Source organism: Mycobacterium sp. AT1 (assembly GCF_002043095.1).
GTDB lineage: Bacteria > Actinomycetota > Actinomycetes > Mycobacteriales > Mycobacteriaceae > Mycobacterium.
Genome location: NZ_MVOC01000022.1, coordinates 94,349 through 114,016, shown reverse-complemented (window position 1 = coordinate 114,016; position 19,668 = coordinate 94,349). Strand labels below are relative to the sequence as shown.

General features: G+C 64.9%; 19 protein-coding genes. 12 read left to right on the top strand and 7 right to left on the bottom strand.

The annotated features are described in order from the left end of the window. Positions 1-10 precede the first annotated feature (10 nt). Positions 11-1,681 (bottom strand): AMP-binding protein, encoded by a 1,671-nt coding sequence (locus B1790_RS11305; RefSeq protein WP_079923290.1) that lies wholly within the window; start codon positions 1,679-1,681, stop codon positions 11-13. A gap of 189 nt (positions 1,682-1,870) precedes the next feature. Here B1790_RS11305 and B1790_RS11300 point away from each other — a divergent pair, with 189 nt between their 5' ends. From B1790_RS11300 to B1790_RS11255, 11 genes are all read left to right on the top strand, one after another. Continuing rightward, entirely contained in the window at positions 1,871-2,602 is a 732-nt protein-coding gene (locus B1790_RS11300; protein ID WP_079923333.1) for a FadR/GntR family transcriptional regulator, read from the top strand. A 199-nt stretch (positions 2,603-2,801) separates the two neighbouring features. Then, a complete protein-coding gene (locus B1790_RS11295; protein WP_233165061.1) occupies positions 2,802-3,833 on the top strand; it encodes an amidohydrolase family protein in 1,032 nt (343 codons plus the stop codon). 21 nt (positions 3,834-3,854) lie between these two features. Next, positions 3,855-4,931, top strand: a complete 1,077-nt coding sequence (locus B1790_RS34265) for an extradiol ring-cleavage dioxygenase (RefSeq protein WP_142271250.1) — start codon at positions 3,855-3,857, stop codon at positions 4,929-4,931. After that, on the top strand, positions 4,928-5,755 hold the full coding sequence (locus tag B1790_RS11290) for an alpha/beta fold hydrolase (protein ID WP_233165060.1): 828 nt from the start codon (positions 4,928-4,930) through the stop codon (positions 5,753-5,755). Before B1790_RS34265 ends, B1790_RS11290 begins: the two co-directional genes overlap by 4 nt. Then, entirely contained in the window at positions 5,752-7,041 is a 1,290-nt protein-coding gene (locus tag B1790_RS11285) for an aromatic ring-hydroxylating dioxygenase subunit alpha (protein ID WP_079923288.1), read from the top strand. The genes B1790_RS11290 and B1790_RS11285 overlap by 4 nt, the downstream gene beginning before the upstream one ends. Further along, complete coding sequence (locus tag B1790_RS11280; RefSeq protein ID WP_233165059.1) at positions 7,038-7,556, top strand: aromatic-ring-hydroxylating dioxygenase subunit beta; 519 nt, start codon at positions 7,038-7,040, stop codon at positions 7,554-7,556. The genes B1790_RS11285 and B1790_RS11280 overlap by 4 nt, the downstream gene beginning before the upstream one ends. After that, positions 7,553-8,329, top strand: coding sequence for an SDR family NAD(P)-dependent oxidoreductase (locus B1790_RS11275; protein WP_079923287.1), 777 nt, complete (start codon positions 7,553-7,555; stop codon positions 8,327-8,329). The genes B1790_RS11280 and B1790_RS11275 overlap by 4 nt, the downstream gene beginning before the upstream one ends. Before the next feature lie 44 nt (positions 8,330-8,373). Beyond that, positions 8,374-9,207: a 2-keto-4-pentenoate hydratase gene (locus B1790_RS11270; protein ID WP_079923286.1), complete on the top strand. Its 834-nt coding sequence runs from the start codon at positions 8,374-8,376 to the stop codon at positions 9,205-9,207. Then, positions 9,204-10,157: an acetaldehyde dehydrogenase (acetylating) gene (locus B1790_RS11265; protein WP_079923285.1), complete on the top strand. Its 954-nt coding sequence runs from the start codon at positions 9,204-9,206 to the stop codon at positions 10,155-10,157. Before B1790_RS11270 ends, B1790_RS11265 begins: the two co-directional genes overlap by 4 nt. Before the next feature lie 38 nt (positions 10,158-10,195). Continuing rightward, positions 10,196-11,170 carry a 4-hydroxy-2-oxovalerate aldolase gene (dmpG, locus tag B1790_RS11260; protein WP_079923330.1) on the top strand — a complete coding sequence of 325 codons (975 nt, stop codon included), beginning with the start codon at positions 10,196-10,198 and terminating at the stop codon, positions 11,168-11,170. Positions 11,171-11,305: 135 nt separating this feature from the next. After that, positions 11,306-12,469 (top strand): LuxR C-terminal-related transcriptional regulator, encoded by a 1,164-nt coding sequence (locus B1790_RS11255; RefSeq protein ID WP_079923284.1) that lies wholly within the window; start codon positions 11,306-11,308, stop codon positions 12,467-12,469. Positions 12,470-12,485: 16 nt separating this feature from the next. Here B1790_RS11255 and B1790_RS11250 read toward each other — a convergent pair whose 3' ends face one another. The 6 genes from B1790_RS11250 to B1790_RS11225 all read right to left on the bottom strand — a co-directional run bounded on the left by B1790_RS11250 (position 12,486) and on the right by B1790_RS11225 (position 18,818). Further along, positions 12,486-13,931: an aldehyde dehydrogenase gene (locus B1790_RS11250; protein ID WP_079923283.1), complete on the bottom strand. Its 1,446-nt coding sequence runs from the start codon at positions 13,929-13,931 to the stop codon at positions 12,486-12,488. Between the two features lie 52 nt (positions 13,932-13,983). Continuing rightward, positions 13,984-15,087, bottom strand: a complete 1,104-nt coding sequence (locus B1790_RS11245; protein WP_079923282.1) for an NAD(P)-dependent alcohol dehydrogenase — start codon at positions 15,085-15,087, stop codon at positions 13,984-13,986. Between the two features lie 70 nt (positions 15,088-15,157). Further along, positions 15,158-15,475 carry a 2Fe-2S iron-sulfur cluster-binding protein gene (locus B1790_RS11240; RefSeq protein ID WP_079923281.1) on the bottom strand — a complete coding sequence of 106 codons (318 nt, stop codon included), beginning with the start codon at positions 15,473-15,475 and terminating at the stop codon, positions 15,158-15,160. Between the two features lie 18 nt (positions 15,476-15,493). Then, positions 15,494-16,717 carry an NAD(P)/FAD-dependent oxidoreductase gene (locus tag B1790_RS11235; protein WP_142271247.1) on the bottom strand — a complete coding sequence of 408 codons (1,224 nt, stop codon included), beginning with the start codon at positions 16,715-16,717 and terminating at the stop codon, positions 15,494-15,496. Then, on the bottom strand, positions 16,714-18,036 hold the full coding sequence (locus B1790_RS11230; protein ID WP_079923280.1) for a cytochrome P450: 1,323 nt from the start codon (positions 18,034-18,036) through the stop codon (positions 16,714-16,716). The genes B1790_RS11235 and B1790_RS11230 overlap by 4 nt, the downstream gene beginning before the upstream one ends. Positions 18,037-18,296: 260 nt before the next feature. Further along, on the bottom strand, positions 18,297-18,818 hold the full coding sequence (locus B1790_RS11225) for a DUF5994 family protein (RefSeq protein WP_198951981.1): 522 nt from the start codon (positions 18,816-18,818) through the stop codon (positions 18,297-18,299). Positions 18,819-18,914: 96 nt separating this feature from the next. Between B1790_RS11225 and B1790_RS11220 the strand changes: the two genes are divergently transcribed. Continuing rightward, entirely contained in the window at positions 18,915-19,667 is a 753-nt protein-coding gene (locus B1790_RS11220; RefSeq protein WP_079923279.1) for an enoyl-CoA hydratase, read from the top strand. The last annotated feature ends 1 nt before the right edge of the window (position 19,668 follow it).

Below are 19,668 nucleotides of genomic sequence, written 5' to 3'. Positions count from 1 at the left end.
ACGTCATCGCCTACCTGTCGCGCCATTCATCAGGGAGTGACACCCCGGAATTCTCCCGCTGGCGGAGTTCGACCCGCCTGATCTTCCCTGAGATGGTCTTCGGCAATTCGTAGAACTCGATGCGCCGAATTCGTTGATAGGGAGCAAGATTGGCGACGGAATGGGCGAAGATCGAGCGAGCGGTCTGGTCGTCGGGTTGCCAGCCCTCGGCCAAGGAGACATAGGCCTTCGGGACGCAGAGCCGCATTTCGTCGGGGGCGGGCACCACCGCGGCCTCGGCCACTGCCGGGTGCTCGATGAGAACGCTCTCCAACTCGAACGGTGACACCTTGTAATCCGATGATTTGAAGACGTCGTCGGTCCGGCCCACGTACGTGATGAACCCTTCGTCATCGCGGCTGGCCACGTCACCGGTGTGGTAGTAGCCACCGGCCATCACCTCGTCGTTGCGGGCCGCGTCCTCGACGTATCCGACCATCAGGTTGACCGGCCTGGGATCCAGCCGCAGACAGATCTCACCTTCGTCACTGACGCGGCCGGTCAACGGATCCACGATTTCCACCGGGACGCCCGGCAGCGGACGCCCCATGGAGCCAGGCTTCACGACCGAACCCGGAGTGTTCCCGATGAGCGCCGTCGTCTCGGTCTGGCCGAAGCCATCCCGAATCTCCAGCCCCCAGTTCTGCCGAACCTGCGCGATGACTTCGGGGTTGAGGGGCTCACCGGCACCGACGGCCTCACGCAGACCGGTCGGCTTGTCGCCGAGATTGGCCTGGATGAGCATCCGCCACACCGTCGGCGGGGCGCAGAAGGTGTTGACCCCCGCGGTTCTGATGGTCGCCAAAAGCTTTGCCGCGTCGAACCGCTCGTAGTTGTAGACGAAGATCGTCGCCTCGGCGATCCACGGCGCGAAGAACGAACTCCAGGCGTGCTTGGCCCAACCAGGGGAACTGATGTTGAGGTGTACGTCGCCGGGCTGGACGCCGAGGAAGTACATCGTGGACAGATGCCCGAGGGGGTAGGACTGGTGCGTGTGCAACACCAGTTTCGGCCGACTCGTGGTCCCGGAGGTGAAGTAGAGCAGCATCGGATCGTCAGGCGCCGTACGTGATTCGAAGGTCGTAGCCGGCGCCTGGTAAGCCTCACGGTAGGCCTTCCAACCCGGCGGCGCCGATCCGACACCGAAGCGGCCGTAGTCCCCGTCGATGGTGTCGAACTTCTCCGCCTGATCGGCGTTGGTGATGACGTGCTGTGCACCGCCGCGAACAATCCTGTCCAACAGATCCTTTGGACCGAGCGCCGAAGTAGTGGGCATGATGATGGCGCCGAGCTTCATCACCGCCAGGACCGACTCCCAGAGCTCCACCTGGTTGCCCAGCATGATCAACACGCGATGTCCCGGACGTACCCCCTGTGTCTCGAGCCAGGTGGCGACCTGGTCGGAGCGATGGGCCATCTCCTCGAAGGTGAACGCCGCGTCCGTGCCGTCCTCCTCCACGATCCGCAGTGCGGTGCGCTGGTTCCCCCGGGCGATGGCGTCGAACCAGTCGATCGCCCAGTTGAACGTCGGGCCCAGACTCGGCCAGGTGAACTCCGCGACAGCGCGCTCGTGGGCACCGCCATGGGCGAGTAGCCAGTCCCGAGCTTCGCGGAAGGCGCGGGTGCTGATCGACTGATCCATCCATAGCTCCTTCATCGTGTGTGATCCAGCTCATTCAAACATATTATGCATACACAATAGAACGGGTTGTGGGAATCACCCGGTACCCCCACATCGCCCGATGCGCTCTCCCGGGGACGACTGTTCATCCACCCGGGCGGCTACTATCAGGGCGAACCCGGTGGGCAGCGAGGATCGAGAGGGGTGGCGATGCAACCGCGAAGTACTCCGTTGCGCTCCTCTCGCGCCGAACGCGTCGCCGCCGATCTGGAGGAGGAGATACTCACCTCCGGCCTGCCTGTCGGTTCACATATCGGCCGGCGTTCGGAGCTCATGGATCGCTTCGGCATCAGCCCAACGGTCATGAATGAAACACTCCGGATCCTGCGAGACCGCGATCTGGTGGCGGTCAAACCGGGTCCCGGCGGTGGCATAACCGTGGCCTCGGCTCCGCCCCAGGTTCGACTCGGTGCGTTGGACCTGTGGTTCCAGGCCTCCTATCCGCATCCGCTCGACCTGTTCGAGGCCCGCCTCTACCTTGAATTCGGGCTGACCAAAGCCGCATTCGAGCGCGCCACCAGCAATGACATCTCGGCCATGCGCAGCGCGATGATGACGATGCGGAACGCTTCGGAAGCCCGTGAGTTCTTCGACGCCATCCTCAGTTTTCACTCGGTGATCGCGGGTGCGGCCCACATCCCGGTCCTGGAGGGAATGCACCAGATGCTCATTACGAGCATCAAGGCAATCCTCAGTCGTGCGGTCTTCGCGCCCGACCACGAAGCCGCGCTCACCGACAGCATCGACGTGCACGATGACATCGTCGCGGCGATCGCGACCCACGATCACGTTTCGTTCGTCGATGCGATCAACCGGCACGATGCCAACCTGGTACGACCGAGCGACCCCTTGCGATCGCCGATCACCCCTCAGCATCCCTGAGCGGCGCCAACACCGAACTACCAGTTCGCGACGATCTTCGATCCTCGCGAGCACTGCCGCAGCCTTCCACCCTGGTGACCTACATCTCATTCCATCCCGCCCTGTGTCTCAGATAATTATGGCTGCAGATTATTGAATAATGCTGCCATAATATGTAGCGTGCTCGTCATCACATGCCGATGACCGGACGGAGGGCGGGATGGCCGCTCATTCACGACACCACTGGAAGCACGGAATCGTCGACGTGCACACCCATTTGATCGACCCAGACCTAGCACCTCTGGTCACGGGCCCCGATGGGCCTCCCCACCTCGCCGTCGAACGGATCGACGAAACGACGGCGATGATCACTCTCCGAGGGAAGCCCTACCGCACGATCGACGACCGCTGTTGGTCGCCACAGCGTCGGATCGCCGACATGGATCGTGACGGCATCGCCGTTCACGTGCTGTCCCCGATCCCGGTCACCTTCTGTTACGACACTCCGGTCGGTGCCGCCGCAGATTTCGCACGTGCCCAGAACGAGTTCTCAGCGCGTCTGGTGACCGATGACCCCGATCGATTCGCGGCCCTCGGCACGGTGCCACTGCAGGATCCCGACGTAGCGACCCACGAGCTGCGCAGAATCATGTCGCACCCCGGCTTCCTCGGGATAGAGATCGGCGCCCAGGTAGCCGGAATCGAACTGGCCGATCCATCGCTCGACGAGTTCTTCTGCGTTGCAGCCGAACTGAATGCCCTGGTGTTGGTACATCCGGTCGATCAGGACCTGTACCAGCGAATCACCGGACTGGGGCTGGGATTCGGGTTGGGCATGCCCGTCGAGACCGCAATCGCCGCCGCCGCCCTGTTGACGGGCGACACCATGCGGCGACGACCAGGAGTGCGGTACTGCCTGGCGCACGGCGGCGGGGCGCTGCCAGCAGTGCTCGGCCGTGTGGACAAGGGCGCGCACATCGGCGGAATGCCGATCGACTCCCCCGATCTTCCGAGTCAGCTCGCACGCCAGATGTGCTGCGATTCAATCGCATACGATCACGACACACTCCTGCATGCGGTGCATACGTTCGGCGATGCCCATGTGTTCTACGGGTCGGATTACCCGTTTCCGGCCATGCCGGGGCACCCCGAGTCGACGCTCGGCGGGCTGCCCCTTCCGCTCCGAGACGACATCGCCGGCAACAACATCAGGCGCCTCGTCGACATCGCACGCTCTGCAACAGTCCTCTGACACCAACCGAAGGAGAAGCACATGGCGAGCTTCCTTGGACTCGGCCTCACCCACTATCCGATGCTGGCCGGCACCGACGAACACATGGCCGGCCTGTTGCGTTGGACGCTGCAGGACCCCGACATTCCCGATTCGGCGAAAGACCCGGCCACCTGGCCGGCGCAGATGCGCGCCGAGTGGGGCGAAGACGGTGGCGGAGCCGCCGCAGCGCATCATCGAAAGGCGCTGGTCGAGAACCTCACCCGGTGCCGCGAAGCACTGGACGAGTTCGCACCCGATGTCGTATTGGTCTGGGGCGACGATCAATACGAGAACTTTCGCGAAGAGGTGATACCACCGTTCTGCGTACTCGCCTACGGCGATGTGGAAGTCCATCCGTTCGAGTTGATGGCCGGACGCGGTAGCCCGAACGCCTGGGGACTACCGAACGAGTCGACAATCACCCTGCGTGGTTCCGCCGACAACGCACGAAGACTCGCCGACGATCTTCTCAGCTCCGGATTCGACGTTGCCTACTCATACCGGAAGCGGGCGAACGCCGCCTTCCCACACGCCGTGGTCAACACCCAACTGTTCCTGGACTACGAGCATGCCGGGGCCCAGTTCCCCTACCCGCTGATCCCCATCACCGTGAACTGCTACGGCCAGCACGCCATTGCCCGTCAGGGTGGACTCGCACGATTCGCCGACATCGCCACCGAACAGCTCGATCCCGTCGGACCCTCTCCGACAAGATGTTTCGCGCTCGGCGCCGCGGTGGCTCGCTCACTGGCCGATACCGATCTGCGGGTCGCGCTGGTGGCCTCGTCGAGCTGGTCCCATGCCTTCCTCACGGACAAGACCTGGCACATCACCCCCGACACCGGAGCCGACCGCAAGCTCTACGAGCTCTTCACCGCAGGCGACTACGAGACCTGGCAGACCACCACCAGCCGCAGCATCGTCGAATCCGGCCAGCACGAGATGCTCAACTGGTTCTGCCTGACGGGCGCGATGAAGGAACTCGGCATGCCGTTGCGGTGGTCGGAACTGGTCACCACCGATGTCTTCAACTCCAACAAGTGCTTTGCGATCTTCGACGAAAGGCAGTCAGCGTGACAAAGACGATCGACGCCGGTGGCGTCACCACCAGCTATCTCGAGGCCGGCAGCGGTCCGCCCGTCGTACTGTTGCACGGCTCCGGCCCAGGAGTGTCGGCACAGGCCAACTGGCAGAAGAACATCGACCACCTGGCCACCCGATTCCACGTGTTCGCCCCCGATATCGTCGGGTTCGGTGCCACCGAGCGCCCAGCGGACATCGTGTACTCGTTGCGCACGTGGGTCGACCACATCTGGGCCTTCCTGGACGCGGTGAACGTCGACACCACCGCCATTGTCGGCAACTCCCTCGGCGGGCGGATCGCCCTGGCGATGGCCGCGGAGCGTCCCGAACGCATCACCAAGATGGTGCTGATGGGCTCACCCGGCGTGGGCATGACGATGACCGACGGTTTGGCGGCGCTGCGCGCCTACTCGCCGTCCTATGACGCGATGCGCGACCTGCTGCTGAACTACTTCGCGATCGACAAGACCATCATCACCGACGAGCTGGTGCGTATCCGCTATGAGGCCAGCATCGCTGACGGCGCGTACGAGGCGTACCGCTCGATGTTCTTCGACCCCCGCCACGCCGGATCCGAGCTCGGCATCACCGAGGACGAGGCGCGATCGGTCACCACGCCGTCGCTGCTCGTGCACGGACGGGAGGACAGCGTGGTCCCGCTCAAGGTGGCCACCACCATGCTCGAGTTGCTACCCAACGCCGACCTACACGTCTTCGCCGCTTGCGGTCACTGGACCCAGATCGAGCGGGCCGAAGAGTTCTGCGAGCTCGTCGGCGACTACCTGTCCTACCCTGCCAGAACGAAGGAGCCGGCATGACCGCCCAACTCGGCGATGTTTCGCTTGCCACAACGCCTCTCGTCGTCGACGATCCGGCGAACAACCAGTTTCGGGTCCACCGGTCGGCAATGACCTCAGCCGACGTCCACCGGGAAGAACTGGAGCGAATCTTCGGCCACTCCTGGCTCTATGTCGGCCACGAGTCGGAGATACCGAACCCCGGCGACTTCGTGCGCAGGCCGGTGGCGGGTCGGCCGGTCTTCATGGTCCGCGGTGCGAAGTCAGGCAATGTCAACGTCTTTCACAACACCTGCCCGCATCGGGGTGCGGTGGTGTGCCGGCAGGACTCCGGTACGTCGAAGTTGTTTCAATGCTTCTATCACGCATGGAGTTTCGACTCCGAGGGTGCGCTGAAGGGCATTCCCGACAGGGAGGCATACGGCTCGAACCTGGACTTCTCCCAGTTCGGACTGCAACGGGTGGCCCGTTCGCAGTCGTACCGCGGCTTCGTCTTCGCCAGTTACGACCCGGACATCGTCGATCTGGAGACCTACCTCGCCGGTGCGAAGGACTACATCGACCTCGTCGTGGACAGCAGCGAGAGCCCCTTCACCGTCATCAAGGGCACCAATGACTATCGCATCAACGCCAACTGGAAATTGCTGGTAGAGAACAGCGTTGACGGATACCATGCCCAATCCACCCACATCACCTACTTCCAATACCTATCCGCGATGGGCACCGACCTCGCCGGCGGCGTCGACGGGCATGCCACCGCGTTGGGTAACGGACACGCCGTCATCCAGTACTCCGCACCATGGGGGCGCCCGGTCGCCAAATGGGAGCCGTTGTTCGGCGAGGAGGCAAAGGCCGACATCGAGCGCCAGCGCGCCGATCTGGTCGCCCGTCACGGCGAGGAGAAGGCCCACGTCATGGCTGACGTGAACCGCAACCTGCTGATCTACCCGAACCTGATCATCAACGACATCATGGCCGTCACCGTGCGGACCTTCTATCCGAGTGCGCCCGACCGGGTCGACGTCACGGCGTGGGAACTGGCACCGCGCGACGAGCTCAAGCAGCTGCGGCAACGGCGTCTGGACAGCTTCCTGACCTTCCTGGGACCGGGCGGCTTCGCCACCCCCGATGACTTCGAAGCGCTGGAGTCCTGCCAGCAGGGCTACGTCAGCGGCGGAATCGAATGGAATGACATCTCCCGCGGCATGGCCCGCGGTCCACTGGCGAACGATGAGGAACAGATGCGCGAGTTCTGGCGTCGCTGGCAAGAGCAGATGGGCAGTGCGGCAATGAGGATCGAGAAGTGAGCGCCCCGACGGCGGCCGCAGTTCCGGCCACGACACTCGGCTCGATGACCCGGGCCCGGGTCGAGGAATTCCTCTACCACGAAGCGGATCTGCTGGATTCCTGGCGCCTCGATGAATGGCTCGAACTCTTCGACGCCGACGCCAAGTACGAAGTGCCCTCCAACACCGCACTCGATGGTGACCCGGCCACCGACCTGATGCTCATCGACGACAACTACCAGCGGATGCGCGCACGGGTCGAACGCCTGAACAGCCGTCGCGCGCATCGGGAGTTCCCGCACTCACGGACCAACCATCAGGTTGCCAATGTGCGCTTCCGGGTCGAAGACGACATCGTCACCGTCGACGCCTTGTTCACGGTGTGGCGATTCCGGCACGGGCGCGAGGGCTACTACGTCGGGAAGTACCGCTACCGCCTGCGGCCGGTCGGTGACGAATTCCGCATCCAGCACAAGCGAATCGAGCTGGATATGACCGACCTGTACGCCAACGGTGATGTGGCGATCATCCTATGAGCCGGCTGCGCGGCCGCACCGCCGTCGTCACCGGGGCCGCATCCGGAATTGGCCGCGGGATCGTCGAGCGGCTGGCCGCCGACGGTGCCAAGGTCTTCGTAGCCACCCAGTACGAGGAGGACCTCGCCAGTCTCACCGGCGGTTCTGCTGATCCGTCCGGCGCAATCGTCGGTGGCTTCTGCGGTGGCCTCGACGAGTCCGGTGTTGCCGAGGAGATGATCACCGCGGCAGTCGCAGCGCTCGGACACGTCGACGTCCTGGTCAACAATGCCGGGGGTGGGGTCATCCTTCCCACCCTGGAACACACCGAGGAAACGCTGCGGGCCACCATCGACAACAACCTGTGGACGACCATTCGTTGCATCCGGGCGGTCCTGCCCCACATGATTTCGCGCAACCACGGTCGGTTGGTCAACATCGGCGCGGAGTCAGTGCGCAACGGTCTGGCCGACCACGCCATGTACAACGCCGCAAAGGGTGGCGTGCACGCAATGGTCACCGGACTGGCCCGGGAGTTCGCCGGATTGGGCATCACCGCGAATACCGTTGCACCCTCCTACGTCCTGACCCCCGAGCTTGCCGCCAAATTCGAATCCGGCTCCGCATCAGAACAGTTGATCGGTGTGGTCGATCAGGCCGTCGACCTCATCCCCCTCGGACGACCGGGCTCCCCCGCCGATGTCGCCGAAGCGGTTGCCTATCTGGCCGGTGCGCACACCGGCTTCACTACCGGACAGACGCTCTACGTCAACGGTGGCAGCAGCATGGGCTGAGCAGCCCACCCTGACCACCAAACCCACCGAAGAACGGCAATACCGTGAACAAAGAATCGACGCTGCCGGGAACGCTGCTACGCGATGCGGCCGACCGGCTGATCGGCGCAGCAGCCTCAGGGATCCAGTGTGACCCGATCCGGGACCTCGTCGGCGGCACTGACATCGCGACCGGCTACGCAATCCAGCGCCTGCTCACCGAAACCTCTCTCGCACAGGGTCGCCGAGTCGTCGGGCACAAGATCGGTCTGACCTCACCCGCGGTGCAACGCCAGCTCGGCGTCGACCAACCCGACTCTGGTGTCCTCTACGCGGATATGGACGTTTCCGGCTTCCCTAGCATCCCGACGGCGAAACTGTTGCAGCCGAAGATCGAGGCCGAAGTCGGCTTCATCCTGGCCGAGGATCTCGACGGTGAGCTGACCGCCGACCGGGTCCGCGCGGCAGCCGGCCAGGCTGTCGCGGCACTGGAGATCGTGGATTCCCGGATCAAGGATTGGTCGATCAGCATCGTCGACACCGTCGCGGACAACGGATCTTCGGCGCTGTTCGTCCTTGGCGAGAATCCGGTGCCCGTCGGGGAATTGGACTTCGCATCGCTGCGGATGACACTGACCGAGGACGGCCAGAAGGTGTCGGAGGGTGACGGTGCGGCCTGCTTGGGCGACCCGTTGACGGCGCTGGCCTGGCTTGCCCGCACCGCGCGGGCGAACGGCACCCCACTGCTGGCAGGCCACATCGTCCTCTCCGGCGCTTTGGGTCCAATGGTTCCCGTTGTCCCCGGTCGCACCTATGTTGCCGTCATCGACGAACTTGGCACGGCAACAGCATCTTTCACTCATCGCACATCCCACGATTCCGAAGGAGGTCGGCTGTGACCACCACGAAAGTCGCGGTCATCGGTTCCGGCAACATCGGCACCGATCTCATGATCAAGGTCTTGCGGCTCTCCAACCAGCTGGAGATGGCGGTGATGGTCGGAATCGATCCGGACTCCGACGGCCTGCGGCGGGCCGAACGTCTCGGGGTCGCCACCACCGCAGACGGAGTCGACGGGCTGGTCGCCATGCCCGAGTTCGCCGATATCCAAGTGGTGTTCGACGCGACCTCCGCCGGCGCACACGTCACCAACGCCGCCGTCCTGGCGGCGCACGGTAAGCGGGTGGTCGACCTGACCCCGGCAGCTATCGGTCCCTTCGTCGTACCCGCGGTCAATCTGGACGAGCATCTCGACGCGTCGAACGTGAACATGGTGACCTGCGGCGGGCAGGCCACCATCCCGATCGTGGCGGCCATATCCGAGTGCACACCGGTGCTTTACGCCGAGATCGTCGCGTCGATCGCCTCCCGGTCGGCCGGGCCAGGCACCCGCGCCAATATCGATGAGTTCACCGAGACGACCTCGAAGGCCATCGAGGTCGTCGGTGGCGCCCGACGAGGGAAGGCCATCATCGTGCTCAACCCGGCAGAGCCGCCGTTGATCATGCGCGACACCGTGCTGTGCCTGATCGGCGATACCGACCTCGATGCAGTCCGCGACTCCATTCACCGGATGGTCGATGCCGTGTCGGCTTATGTACCCGGCTATCGCCTCAAACAGCAAGTCCGCTTCACCCGATTGACAACTGATGATTCCGCGCAGGATCTGGTCGGCAGCCAGCAGCAGTGCGCCGCCTGGCAGGTGTCGGTCTACCTCGAAGTCGAAGGCGCAGCCCACTATCTGCCGGCCTACGCCGGAAATCTCGACATCATGACCTCCGCAGCACTGCGGGTTGGTGAACGGCTGGCCGCATCCGCGACCACGACGGCCTCGAAGGCGGTGCTGTGAACACGCTTTACATCCAAGACGTCACGTTGCGCGACGGTATGCACGCCGTCCGGCATCGCCTCGGTGTCGATGACCTGCGCCGCATCGCCGCTGCGCTGGACGCGGCGGGGGTCGATGCCATCGAGGTGTCCCATGGCGACGGGTTGGCAGGTTCGAGCCTCACCTACGGACCGGGCAGTTGCACCGACTGGGAATGGATCGCCGCGGCCGCCGAGGTGGTACGCACGGCCAAGCTCACGACACTGCTGCTACCGGGGATCGGGACCGTCGAGGAGCTGGTTCACGCCCACGACCTCGGGGTGCGTTCGGTGCGGATCGCCACCCACGCCACCGAGGCCGATATCGCTGCGCAACACATCGCCAAGGCTCGTGACCTCGGTATGGACGTGTCCGGCTTCCTGATGATGTCGCATATGGCCGCACCCGTGGAGCTGGCTCGGCAGGCCAAACTGATGGAGTCGGCAGGTGCCCACTGCGTGTACGTCACCGACTCCGGCGGTCGACTGACAATGCGCGACGTACGTGACCGGGTGCGCGCCTACCGCGATGTCTTGCACCCGGAGACCCAGATCGGCATCCACGCCCACGAGAACCTGTCCCTGTCGGTGGCCAATTCCGTGACCGCAGTCGAGGAGGGCGTGTACCGCGTCGACGCGTCCCTGGCCGGTCACGGCGCAGGCGCAGGCAACTGCCCGATCGAGGCCTTCATCGCCGTCGCCGACATCTATGGCTGGCAGCACCGGTGCAATCTGTTCGCGTTGCAGGATGCTGCCGACGATCTGGTGCGTCCGCTACAAGACCGGCCGGTCCGGGTGGACCGCGAAACCCTCACCCTCGGGTATGCCGGGGTGTACTCCAGCTTCTTACGCCATGCCGAGCGCGCTGCCGGCGAGTTCGAGCTCGACACCCGCGACATCCTGTTGGAAGTGGGCAACCGCAAGTTGGTGGGCGGACAAGAAGACATGATCGCCGACATTGCAATGGATCTGTTGACGAGATCCGGCGCCGGCTAACACGGGCCACACGTGCCCTATGCTGTGACGCGTATCACGCCAGCGGAGGAATGTGAAGGTCGTGTGACTCACGGACGTACTCGAACCAGCGGTAGCGGAGGCCCTGACCGCACAGACAGATGCGAGGAGGCGGACATGACCGCACAACTTCACCGATCTCCTGCGGCCGCGCAGGACGTCGACCGCGCCCGCGAAATCGTCAGCCGTGCGCAAGAGGTGCTCGGCGGGTGCGACCTGTGTCCGGACTTCGCGGACGCCGACCTTCTCGGCGCCGATGCCGCGCTGTCCGCGGTCCGCCGCGACCTGACCGAACACCTCGAACAAGGATTGTCAGTGCCGCAGCGCCGGCCAGAGGCCGAAGCGCTGCTACTGCGGTCCGAGCACGCTCAGGTGGCAGTCAAGGACGCAATTCTGGCGCAGCACGATGACAGGGTGTCCGGTGCGCAGGAGGCCGTCGGTCGACTCCGCGGGATCGCCTCGGCTGCAGCATTGGCCGAACGGGCCCCCATCGAGGCGTATCGCATGGGGTTCAGCCGCATCCTGTTCTCCCGGATCCACCAGGGCACCTGGGTGGCGTTCTCCGGGTTCGCCGGGGCGGATGAAGAATTCGCGAAGACGATGGTCGAGGTCGGACTTGCCAACCCGCACCGCCTCGACCGCCGACTACTCGAAGGCGACATGGTGCGGCGCGGTGTTCCAATCCTCGTGCACGACGCCCAATCCAATCCGCGGGTCCACCCCGAGCTGATCGCCATGACGGGAACCAAGACGTACGTCGCGTCTCCAGTTGCCGCTTGGGGCAAGACGGTTGGACTTCTGCATGCCGATCGGCACACCGAAGAGCCCGGTGTGCACGAATTCGACCGTGCCGTCCTCGGTATGTTCGCGCAAGGGCTGGGCATCGCATTCGAGCGCAACCTTCTGATCGAGCGCCTGCACGCCATGCGCAAGGCCGCCGACACACACCTACGCGCAGCAATTTCCCTGGCCGATGACTTCACCCTCGAGGTCATGGAACTGGCTGGAGAGCAGGATAATTCGGCTTTCAATGGGCCCGAGGAACAGTCGCGAACGCGAGCCACCTCGGGAACCGAAGAGCTCGGACCGCTGGGCGATCTGACGGCGCGCGAAGCAGAGGTGATGCGCGGCTTGGCGGCGGGCAAGACCAACGCCCAGATCGCGGTCAGCCTGTTCGTCGGCGAAGGCACCGTCAAGTCGCACGTCAAACACATACTGCGCAAGCTTGGCGCGGCGAACCGTACCGACGCCGTCGCGAAGTATCACCGACTGCGCGCGTGACGTCCTTAGCGGTCCGTCAGAGGTAGATCGACTTCTCGACCAGGTACGCCGACATGCCTTCCGGGCCGAGCTCCCGACCGATTCCACTGGACTTCACCCCGCCGAACGGCGCCGTCGGATCCGGCAGGTAGTGATTGATGCCGAAGCTTCCCGACTGGACACCACGCGCTACCCGCACACCGCGGTCATGGTCGGACGTCCACACCGTGCCGCCGAGACCGAAATCGCTCGCGTTGGCGATACTGACCGCCTCGTCATCGCCGTCATAGGGGATGACACACAGTACCGGTCCGAATATCTCCTCCTGGGCGATGGCGAAGTTGTTGTCCACATCGGCGAAAACCGTTGGTTCCACGAAGAATCCGTCATCGAGTCCAGCAGGGCGTCCGCCGCCGGTGGTCACCCGGGCACCGTCGCCGATGCCCTTGGCGATGTAGGACTCGACCCTGTCACGTTGCCTGGCACTGGCCATCGGGCCGATTTGAGTGGCCGGGTCAAGTGAGCTGCCGACGGTCAGCGACGCAGCCAATCCGGTGAAGGTGTCGACGACCTCGTCGTAGCGCGACCGCGGCGCCAGGATCCGGGTACTGAGGTAGCAGGCCTGCCCGTTGTTGAGCAGGGTCGCCCCGAACAACTGCTGGCCGACGGTGGCCAGATCGAGATCGGCGTCGTCGAGAATGACGGCGGCGGACTTCCCGCCCAGCTCCAATGTCACCGGACGCAGCAATCGTCCGCAGGTCTCGCCGATGGCGCGTCCCGCCGCCGTCGAGCCGGTGAAGGCGATCTTGTCGACATCGGGATGCGACACCAGATATGCGCCCAGTTCGCGACCGCCAGGCACGATGTTGACAACCCCGTCCGGCAGTCCCGCCGCTGCGACCGCCTCGGCGAACACGAAACTGTCGAAAACCGTTTCCGGCGAAGGCTTCATGACGAAGGTGCACCCCGCCGCGAGCCCCGGCGCGTACTTGAATGCGGCAAGCGCCTGCGGGAAGTTCCACGGCACGATCGCCCCGACCACACCGATGGGTGTGCGAGTCACCAGGGTCGAACCACCCAGCAGTCCAGGTCGCCGCGACTCGAAGGACTCGCTGCGCGCAAGACCGGCGTAGTACCGCAGCAGCAGCTGGGGAAAGACCGCTTCGAGCTGCTCGGCCACTGCCACCGGCATGCCGTTCTGCGAGCTGACGGCCTGCACCATCTGGGGAGCCCGTCGGTCGAGTTCGTCGGCCAGCCTCTCCATCGCATCCGCCCGCTGCGCGCCCGACCAGGACCGCCAGCCAGCGGGATGGTCGAACGCAGCCCGGGCCGCGGCGACGGCGACGTCGACGTCGGACCGTGCACCGTCGGGCACCCGGCCCAGCGACTGCCCGTCGTTGGGCGAGATGACCTCGATGACGGCGTCCGAACCGGGTGTGTGCCACCGGCCGTCGATGAAGAGCGTCTCGTGCTGAATGCTCATGTTGGGAGTCCCCTGTCGTCTCAGATGTCGTCTCAGATGGCGTCGTTGTCGATCAGTCGTTGACGAGGACGACCTTGATGGCCTCGCCGCGATGTAATGCCTCGAGTGCCTCGTTGATCTGGGCGAACGGCATCGTCGAGACGAGCTTGTCGAACGGGAATCTGCCTTGGCGGTGCAGGTCGAGCAGGTAGGGAATGAACGTCTGCGGATCTGCGTCCCCTTCGACGATTCCGCGAACCGTCAATCCCGCGACCTGCGCCTGGATCAGGCCAATCGACAACGCGGCCTCCGGATTTGCGGGCACCCCAACCAGTCCGAGCGATCCGCGGACCCCGAGGCTGCGCAGCAGCTGTTCGAGAACCGGGACGGCGGCGGTGGTGTCGATCGCATAGTCCACACCACCGGCGAGGATCGCGCGCACCTGGTCGGCGACCGGCGCGACGGCGGGGTCGATCACGTGCGTGGCGCCAAGACTCAACGCGACGTCGCGGCGACCTTCATGTGGCTCGATCACGATGATCGGATCGGCATCGCGTACGGCGGCAGCCATCACCGCTGCGAGGCCGACCGGACCGGCGCCCGCGATCAACAGTGATGCCCCCGCGGGGACGTCCAGGGAGTTCATCACCGCACCGGCACCGGTTTGGATACCGCAGCCCAACGGGCCGGCCAGGCTCAGCGGCGCGTCGTCGGGAAGTTTGACCACGTTGCGCTCATTGGCCAGGGCATGGGTGGCCAGCGAGGACTGTCCGAAGAAGTTGGCGCCGACCTGCCGGCCGGATTCACTGACACCCGTTGTGCCGTCGGGACGAGAGCCGCCGAAGTTGTAGGCCATGAAGTCGTGGCAATAGGCGGGAGCATCCTTCGCGCACTGTGGGCAACTCCCACAGCTGTTGAAACTCAGCGCCACCTTGTCGCCAACCACCACCCTCTCGACACCGGCGCCCACGGCGATCACCGATCCGCTGCCTTCGTGCCCTAGGACACCCGGTAGGGGGAAGGGCAGGTGCCCCTCCTTGACGGCGATGTCGGTGTGACAGATGCCGACACCGGCGATCTGAACCAGGACCTCGCCCGGGCCAGGCTCGGCGAGGTCGACCGTCCGGATGGTGAACGGGCCGCCGACCTCGTCGACGACGGCTGACTGGACCAACATGACTGACTCCTCCGAGCAGGGTTTCGTGATCTGGATGGGAAAGGGGAATGACGTTGCGCAGCTGCGGTTGTCAGTTGCCCTCGGGAACGCTCAAGCGCATTCCGTCGCAGCCGGCCGTCACGACCAGCTGGCACGACAGCCGCGACTGCGAGCAGTAATCGTCGGTACATTCGAGCAGTTCGGCTTCCTCATCGGACGGAGCGTCGAACAGACCCGACCATTTCTCGTCGAGATGAACATGGCAAGTGGCGCATGAACATCCACCGCCGCACTCGGCGACGATGCCGGGCAGGTTGTTACGCACGGAGCCGTCCATCACGGTCTGGCCGATCGGCACCTCCACCGTGGACTCGGTGCCATCTGGCAGGACATAGGTAATGCTGGGCACGGATGTATCTCCTTGCTGTCAGTGAGCTGTCACGCACGTACGAAGGTCGACCGCGTCGTCGACGAGCAGTGCCGGGTCGACGCGGGCACGTTGACCAATCATCTTCTTCCCCGCCATGAAAAGGGCAGGAGCATTTGATGTTTCGACCGCTTCGACCACGTTGTCCGAGCTGAGATGGAAGAACGCGAACTTTCCCGTGGTTGGATCGCCGCGCAGAATCGCCTCCCGGCATGGTTGCACCAGGCCGGCGATCTTCAGTTTCAGGTCGAACTGATCTGACCAGAACCACGGCACCTCGGGTGTCGGCGCAGCCGTACCGGTGATCGCGGCGGCCACCTGTCTGGCTTGTTCGATTGCGCTCGGGATGCTTTCCAAGCGAATCCGGCCTGATTGGCCGGTCAATGGGCGACGGGTGACGTCACCGATTGCGAAGACGTGCGGATCACTGGTTCGCGCGGTCTCGTCGACCAGAATGCCTCCCTCACAATCGATCCCGGCCGCCTGCGCCAGCTCGTCACGGGGCACGGCGCCGACCCCGACCAGCACGGCGTCACAGGTGATCGCGTCGCCGTTGGCCAGCACGACGGCACCCACGCGACCCGGGGCGCCCTCGGCGAATGCAGCCACGTCAGCAGAGGTGACGATCTCGGTCCCGAGTGCGGCATGCTGTGCCGCCAACGCTGCGGAGAACTCCGGGCTCGCGACTCTGGCCAGAACACGGTCTTCCCGCTCGATCACGGTGACCGCCACACCGTGGCGCCGAGCCTCGGCGGCGACTTCCAGCCCGATGTAGCCGCCGCCGACGATGGCCAGCCGTTTGGTTGCTGCCAAGCTGGCTCGCAGGTGCGCGGCATCGTCCAAGGTTCGCAGGGCCAATATGCCTTCCAGCCCTGATCCTTCGACCACTAGTCGCCGGGGTGCGGCACCAGTGGCCAACACCAACGTCTCGTACTCGACGGCCTCACCACCGATGGTCAGCAGTTTCCGTGCCGCCCTGTCGATGAACGAGACCTCGGTGGACAGTCGCATTTCGACCGACTGCTCGGCGTAGAACTCCAATGGGCGCAGCGGCTGTCGGCACTCGTCGGAGAAGAACTTCTTCGACAGTGGCGGACGGTGATACGGCAGATGCGGTTCGGCACCGAGCATGACGATGTCGCCGTCGTAGCGCTCCTGCCGGAGCAACCCCACCAGGTTGGCGCCTGCATGCCCGGCACCGACGATGACCGTCGCGTGTGTCACGCAAACTCCAGCTTGACCGGCAGATTCTTCAGTCCGCCAACGAAATTGGTCTGGATCACCTTGACATCACCGGCCAGCTCCACCGACTTGACGTGTGGCAGCAGCTCTTCGTAGAGGATCTTCATCTCCAACTTGGCGAGGTGCTGGCCGAGGCACATGTGCGGCCCGTAGCCGAACGCGATCTGCTTGTTGGGCTTGCGCCCGATGTCGAAGGTGTCGGGGTCATCGAAGACGTCGGCGTCCCGGTTGCCCGATTGGTAGAGCAGCATGAGGCGGTCGCCGGCCTTGATCTCGCGGCCGTTCAGCGTGTAGTCGGTCATCGCCTGGCGCATGAAGTGCTTGACCGGAGATGCCCACCGCAGTGCCTCGCTCACCAGACCCGAAATCAGTTCGGGCTCAGCCTGTACCCGTGCCAAGGCCTCGGGATTGCGAGCCAGCTCCAGGAAGCCGCCGGAGATCGAGCTCGACGTGGTGTCGTGGCCGGCGGTGGCGATGGTGATGAAGTAGCCGTAGGCGGTGATCTTGGGGAAGAACTCACCGTCTTCCTGGCGCGCATTGGCGATGAGGGAGGCGAGGTCGTCGCGCGGGTTCGCCCGGCAGTCCTCGACGAGAGTGTCGAAGTAGGCGTAGAAGTCCTGCACTGCCGCTGCCCACTGCTGCGCGGCGGCTTCCGGCGACAGCGGCTCGACGTCTTCACGCGCCAGGTCGGGATCCGGTGCACCGAAGAGGTCCTGCGTCAGCTTCATCATCCGCGGCTCGTCCTCGGCCGGTACGCCGAAGAGGCTCATGATCACGTGCAGCGGGTAGTAGACCGCGAAGTCCTTGACGAAGTCCAACCTGCCATCGGTCTGGGTCAGCCGCTCGACGGATTCCCGGGCGAGCACCCGGATCCGGTCTTCCCATTTCTTGAGGTTGCTCGGGCGGAACCAATCCACCGCAATGTCTTTCACGGTCGTGTGCTCGGGCGGATCCAGGTATGGCATCGCTTCCATGACGCGCAGGCTGCCGCCGGTCAGGGTCTTGGTGAACTCGTCGCCTGCCTGGTTGGTGAGGATCGGGTTGTGCGTCCCGACGGCCTCGCCCCCGCCGTTTGAGAAGATCTGCGGTTGGCGCTCGATCTCCATGATGTCGGCATGCTTGCTGACCAGCCACAGCGGGTCGTAGCCCTCGACATGGGCCTTGCCGAGTGGATTGTTCTCACGCAGCCAGCGGTAGGCCTCGAAGAGCGCATCGTCATCGCCGTGGCCTTCCGGCAGGACGATCTGGCGAGCAACCTCGTCGGGTATGGGCTTGATCCCGATGGCCTCGGTGGTGGTCATGGCACTCCTGTTTCGTGACGATCTGCGCCGGACTGTGATGACACCCGGCAGCAGCCTGTAGCTGTGATCCAAGTCTCGGCACTGCCGTTGCCATGCGCGTCACCTCAACGGGAGATTTCTCCCTCCCAAGATGGACAGTGGGGAGAGTCAGGCCGGAGCGGCGCAGGTCGCGATGCGACCGGCGATCGCCGTAGGGGCTGTCCGGCTCTGGACACCGCCCGTCGTGCCCGGAGGTCGTTTAAAGGTGCGGTTACGCGCTCTTACGTCGCGCGTCTTCCGCGCGCTTTCGCAACGGGAGCCTGCGGAGGAAGCAGACCACCGTCACCCCGTGCCGCGTCGACGATCTCGGTCGCGGTGCGAAACAGCGGGGTGTCCCGATGCGCTTCGGTCAGGGGCAACCCCGCCGCGATTCGCAGCAGCAGTCCGGCCAAGCTGCCCGGAGTCAGGCTGGGGATGACCAGGAGGTTGGCGCTGGCGTCGCGACCGGTGATGGCCATCAGGTGCTGATGCTTGTTCTGCCAGTGCCGTGAATTCAGGTCGGGCAGGTTCTCCGACAGCGACCAGTTGACCGAGATGTCGACCACCTCACCGAGACGCCCACTGAGGACGCCGACCAACTCGGGCAACTCGGTGGCCAACCGATTGGTGTGTGGCCACCACGCGCCGTCGACCCGCTGCCCGAGTTGCTCGCGCAGCATCAGGCGCACGGGACTCGCGGTGCGACGAGCCGTGGTCACGCCACGGCCGTCGACGTGCGAGTGGTTCGGGCCATCGAGTGCCATCCTTCGATTGAAGAAGGACCGTCGGGCGGCGCGAGACGGCTCACCTCGAGCGTACGCATGCCACCAGGCGTACCGCCGATCCACTACTGTCGACCCGTGTCCGATCTCGTACTGACGCAGGTCGAGGACCGCGTTGCGCTCATCACCGTCAACGATCCCGACCGCCGCAACGCGGTCACCGCCGAGATCTCCGCGGCGCTGCGGGCGGCGGTCGACGCCGCCGAGGCCGACCCTGGCGTTCACGCGGTGATCGTGACTGGCGCCGGCAAGGCGTTCTGCGCGGGAGCGAACCTGACGGCGCTGGGCGCCGCCGCCGAGGACGGCCTTCGGGTGATCTACGACGGTTTCCTCGCCGTGGCGAATTGCTCGTTGCCGACCATCGCCGCGGTCAACGGCGCCGCTGTGGGTGCCGGCCTGAACTTGGCGCTGGCCGCCGACGTCCGGATTTCCGGCCCAGCCGCCATGTACGACCCACGTTTCCAGAAACTCGGCATCCATCCGGGTGGTGGCGCGACGTGGATGCTTCAACGCGCCGTCGGGCCGCAGGTGGCGCGGGCGTCCCTGCTGTTCGGCATGCGGTTCGACGCGGAGGCGTCGGTGCAGTACGGGCTCGCCCTGCGGGTCGCCGACGACCCAGTCGCCGCGGCGCGTGAACTGGCGGCGGGGCCCGCGGCCGCCCCTCGCGACGTCGTCATCGCCACCAAGGCGTCGATGCGCGCGACGGCGAACCCGGGGTTCCTCGACTCCGAGCAGCACCGCGTCGCGGTCGACGTCGAGATCGGTCCGCAGGCGACGTCGATCGAATCACCGGAGTTCGCAGCGAGATTGGCCGCCGCGAAGCGCAAGTAGC